Source organism: Sporomusa sp. (genome assembly GCF_057736855.1).
Genome location: NZ_JBYKYF010000293.1, coordinates 1 through 3,836, shown reverse-complemented (window position 1 = coordinate 3,836; position 3,836 = coordinate 1). Strand labels below are relative to the sequence as shown.

Below are 3,836 nucleotides of genomic sequence, written 5' to 3'. Positions count from 1 at the left end.
TTTAGAAACAGCCCGCCGTAACAAAGTAATAGGCCACTCGTTAGATGCTTCCGTTAGCCTTTATGCTGCCGGTGAAGAATTAGCAACTCTTTCCGCAATCAAAGAGGATTTAGCTACATTGCTGATTGTATCTAATGTAACTTTATCGGATCAGCTTAACCAAGCTCCAGGTGAAGCCTACCGCGCTGAAAACATGCAACTGGCAGTTGCTGTATCTCCGGCGCAAGGCGGCAAATGCGAACGTTGCTGGATTTATAGTTCAACTGTGGGCCAAGATAATGAGCATCCTGCTCTTTGTCAACGGTGCGCTACTGTAGTAAAAAATATGTAGGCATGAATAAACCGGGAGTTAATCCCGGTTTATTTTTATTAAGCAGGGAATAATAGCGATGGAGGTCTGTTTATATGGATAATAAACATCCAGTCAATATAAGTAATAGTGATAATCAGCAGACTGAGTTTATCAACAGACAATTAGAACGACTGGTCAATCGTTTGGAAGCCATGCGGATTGCCGATTATATGGAGACCCTAGAACGCCCTGCCAGGCTGATTATCACTAATTTTGTGGCTGGTATTGCTCGTGGTTTAGGTATCGCTATTGGTGCCAGTTTGGTATTTGCCTTGTTGCTTTCTTTTCTTAAACAACTAATACTTCTCAACATTCCTGGCATTGGCGGTTTTATTGCTGATATTGTCCGGTTTGTTGAAACCAAGAATGGTACTTTTTAAATCAACATCAGGGAGGATGGCATATGACCAAAGACATTTTTGATTGCATCCGAGAAAGCCATAGTGTTCGAAGTTTTAAACCTGAGCAAATACCTCAGGCTACTTTGACCCGAATTCTTGAGGCCGGTAATATGGCACCGAGTGCTGGCAATCTGCAACCTTGGTATTTCTATGTAGTACAGGACTATGCGGTAAAAGAAAGAATTGCTGAGGCCGCTTTTGATCAAGAACAAATATTAGATGCGCCAACCGTCGTTGTTATTACGGCCGATCCTGCTCGTTCTAACGAACGCTACGGAGAACGCGGTGCCCAATTATATTGTATTCAAGATACGGCAGCGGCTGCGCAAAATATGCTTTTGGCTGCTGAAGGACTAGGAATTGCTGCGTGTTGGGTTGGTGCTTTTGATGAAAGAAAGGTTCAGGAAGCTATCGAAGCTCCGCCGCGACTTAGAGCCGTAGCTATAATATGTCTGGGATATAGTGATGAACAGCCACGAGAATATAAAGAGCGCCTACGTCTGGCTGAGGTTGTTAAATTTATTCACTAAAGAAGGGGATATGATTTTGCACTCAGAATTTCTGGAAAAATCGAAGGCACGGCTAATAGCCAAAAAGCAGGATTTGCTTGAGACTATTTTACAACTTGAAGATAATGGTCTCCGCTCAGCTTTGTCAAATACCACCGGTGAATTAAGCAGCTATGATAATCACCCGGCCGATCTTGGCAGTGAAACTTTTGAACGGGGTAAAGACCTCGGGCTTAAAGATAATGCGCGTGTACTATTAAATAGTATAGAACGGGCCTTGGAAAAAATTCACCATGGCACCTATGGTCGTTGTGATCGTTGCGGAGCTGAAATATCGCAGGAAAGATTGGAGGCATTGCCGTGGGCCACTCAATGCATTGAGTGTCAACAGTTAGTAGAAGAAAATGATCCGACTCCTCGCCCAGTGGAAGAAACAAGGCTTACGCCGCCGTTCAAAAGAAATTTTCTGGATTTGGCCGATAATGAGTTTGTTGGGTATGACGGTGAAGATGTCTTGCAAGATGTTATGCGGTATGGCAGTTCTGATGCACCTCAGGATGTCCTAGGTTCGGAAAATTATGAATCCTTGTTCCTAAATAGTAACGAACACCAGGGGATTGTCGAGTTGAGTGATGCTATTCCCAGTCAACCGGGAAGTACCAGTCGGCATGCCCGCAGGCGACAGGAAAAAGAACAACAAACTAGGCAGTAAGTGCTGATATTATCCCTTTAGGTAGACAGAGAATATTCTGGTTATCTGGAGGGCTTTTCGCGGTGAATAAAGGGGCACTGTTTCACGCTGCATGAGACATATACATCTTCAGTAAGTATATAGTAACAGATACTGTTCAAATCAGGTCTGTTTTTTTTTTTGCAGGATTTTATTTGAAAATGTGTAATCATATATTATTCCGGATATAACTATTTGCGTTGTGTAAACTATGATGTGGTAGAATTGCTGGAGATGGTGTAATGACCTGCCCGAGTGCAAAATTCATGACATTAGCCAAAGTAGGCGTTGTAGGACTGGTTGTAGTTATTTATTTTTTTATGCCAGGAGCACAAGAGTTTGCCAGCGAAGGAATTTCTTATCTACGATCCCGCAATTTCGAAGGTCTGCGCCAGTTTATTCTTTCTTATGGTATATGGGCACCTTTAACCAGTATTGCTCTTATGACACTGCAATCTATGGTACCTTTGGTACCGGGGATCATTATTACCATTACGAATGCTTGGATATTTGGTTGGCAGGCTGGAGCGCTATATTCCTGGACTGGTGCGTTATTGGGCGCAGCCCTGGATTTTGGAATTGCCCGCTGGTATGGACGTCCGGTGGTTGAACGGTTTATCAATGTCAAATATTTGATGTTAACAGATAATTTTCTAAAACGTCATGGCATAATGGCGGTGTTTATTACCAGGCTTATTCCGATAGTTCCATTTAAAGTAATTAGTTATGGCTCAGGTTTAAGCAAGCTTACAGTGTGGAAGTTTATTGCAGCTACAGCCATCGGACAAACACCAGCCATTGTACTTTATTCGATATTTGGTCAAAATCTAGCTGATAATCCGACATTAGCTGCAGGGATAACTACGATATTGGTAGTTATTGGATTAATTGTATATTACTTTCGTGATACACTTGATCGTTACATAATATCTCCCAAAGATAAGTAAAGAAGCGCGGTATTAGTAGCCGTGCTTCTTTACGTTTGCGAATTTTTCCGGTATCATGTTATCATAGTTTATGCAATTGGGTAAAAGATAGGAGAGAGAGTTGGTGCATAGATTATTACCGGCAGTCATTTTCGTGGCAGTAGTCATAATTGATCAGTGGTCAAAACATTATATTCAAGCTCACATGCTACCTGGGATGTCAATACCGGTGGTTGACAATATTTTTCACATTACCTATGTGTTGAATCCAGGTGCTGCTTTTGGTATTTTGGAAAATCAGCGATTGTTTTTTATTATCATTGCGCTGGCAATGTTGGGGTTGATTGCCTACTTTTTTTTCCGCATTCCAGATACCTTTCGCCTTTTGCGGTTGGGTATCAGTCTTTTGGCTGGTGGAGCTCTCGGTAATGTGATTGACCGGGTGCAGACTGGATATGTTGTCGATTTTTTTGATTTTCGTATTTGGCCGGTGTTTAATGTAGCCGATATTGCTATTGTAACAGGGGTTGGCTGCATAATATACACCCTAGTATTTCTGCCTAATTCCACCGAATACCAAGAAAACTAAGATAGGATGATAGTATGGAACAAATTCCAATACATGGTACAGAAACATTACTTGAAGCAATAGCTGATGAACAAGGACTAAGAATTGATGTATTATTAGCCAGACGATTTCCTGATCTTTCGCGGTCACATTTGCAAAAATTAATTAGCGAAGGTTTGGTTACTGTAAATGGTAAATTAACCAAGGCAAATTACAAGGCACAGGCTAAAGATCAAATCAAAATTATCTTTCCTGAAGCAAAACCTGTTGAAATTATCGCAGAGGCCATTCCTTTGGATATACTTTATGAAGACAATGATATTATTGTTATCAATAAGCCGCGAGGCATG

7 protein-coding genes are annotated in these 3,836 nt (G+C 41.5%); all 7 read left to right on the top strand.

Features of this window, described 5'->3' with window-relative positions; translation table 11 throughout:
* Window positions 1-331: zinc finger domain-containing protein (locus AC29Z1_RS14910; protein ID WP_488272247.1), on the top strand; the 331-nt coding region annotated here is incomplete at its 5' end.
* A 74-nt stretch (window positions 332-405) separates the two neighbouring features.
* Entirely contained in the window at window positions 406-732 is a 327-nt protein-coding gene (locus tag AC29Z1_RS14905) for a DUF5665 domain-containing protein (RefSeq protein WP_488272246.1), read from the top strand.
* A gap of 23 nt (window positions 733-755) precedes the next feature.
* Entirely contained in the window at window positions 756-1,283 is a 528-nt protein-coding gene (locus tag AC29Z1_RS14900; RefSeq protein ID WP_488272245.1) for a nitroreductase family protein, read from the top strand.
* 16 nt (window positions 1,284-1,299) lie between these two features.
* Window positions 1,300-1,974 carry a TraR/DksA C4-type zinc finger protein gene (locus AC29Z1_RS14895; RefSeq protein WP_488272244.1) on the top strand — a complete coding sequence of 225 codons (675 nt, stop codon included), beginning with the start codon at window positions 1,300-1,302 and terminating at the stop codon, window positions 1,972-1,974.
* 284 nt (window positions 1,975-2,258) lie between these two features.
* Window positions 2,259-2,939: a TVP38/TMEM64 family protein gene (locus tag AC29Z1_RS14890; protein WP_488272243.1), complete on the top strand. Its 681-nt coding sequence runs from the start codon at window positions 2,259-2,261 to the stop codon at window positions 2,937-2,939.
* A 100-nt stretch (window positions 2,940-3,039) separates the two neighbouring features.
* Window positions 3,040-3,507 (top strand): signal peptidase II, encoded by a 468-nt coding sequence (lspA, locus tag AC29Z1_RS14885; RefSeq protein ID WP_488272242.1) that lies wholly within the window; start codon window positions 3,040-3,042, stop codon window positions 3,505-3,507.
* 14 nt (window positions 3,508-3,521) lie between these two features.
* Window positions 3,522-3,836, top strand: a 315-nt coding sequence (locus AC29Z1_RS14880) for a S4 domain-containing protein (protein ID WP_488272241.1), incomplete at its 3' end; no start/stop codon positions are given.

What these genes read in the sequence shown, in the direction of transcription:
- AC29Z1_RS14905 (WP_488272246.1), top strand. Translation starts at nt 406, where the DNA reads ATGGATAATAAACATCCAGTCAATATAAGTAATAGTGATAATCAGCAG.
- AC29Z1_RS14900 (WP_488272245.1), top strand. Translation starts at nt 756, where the DNA reads ATGACCAAAGACATTTTTGATTGCATCCGAGAAAGCCATAGTGTTCGA.
- AC29Z1_RS14890 (WP_488272243.1), top strand. Translation starts at nt 2,259, where the DNA reads ATGACATTAGCCAAAGTAGGCGTTGTAGGACTGGTTGTAGTTATTTAT.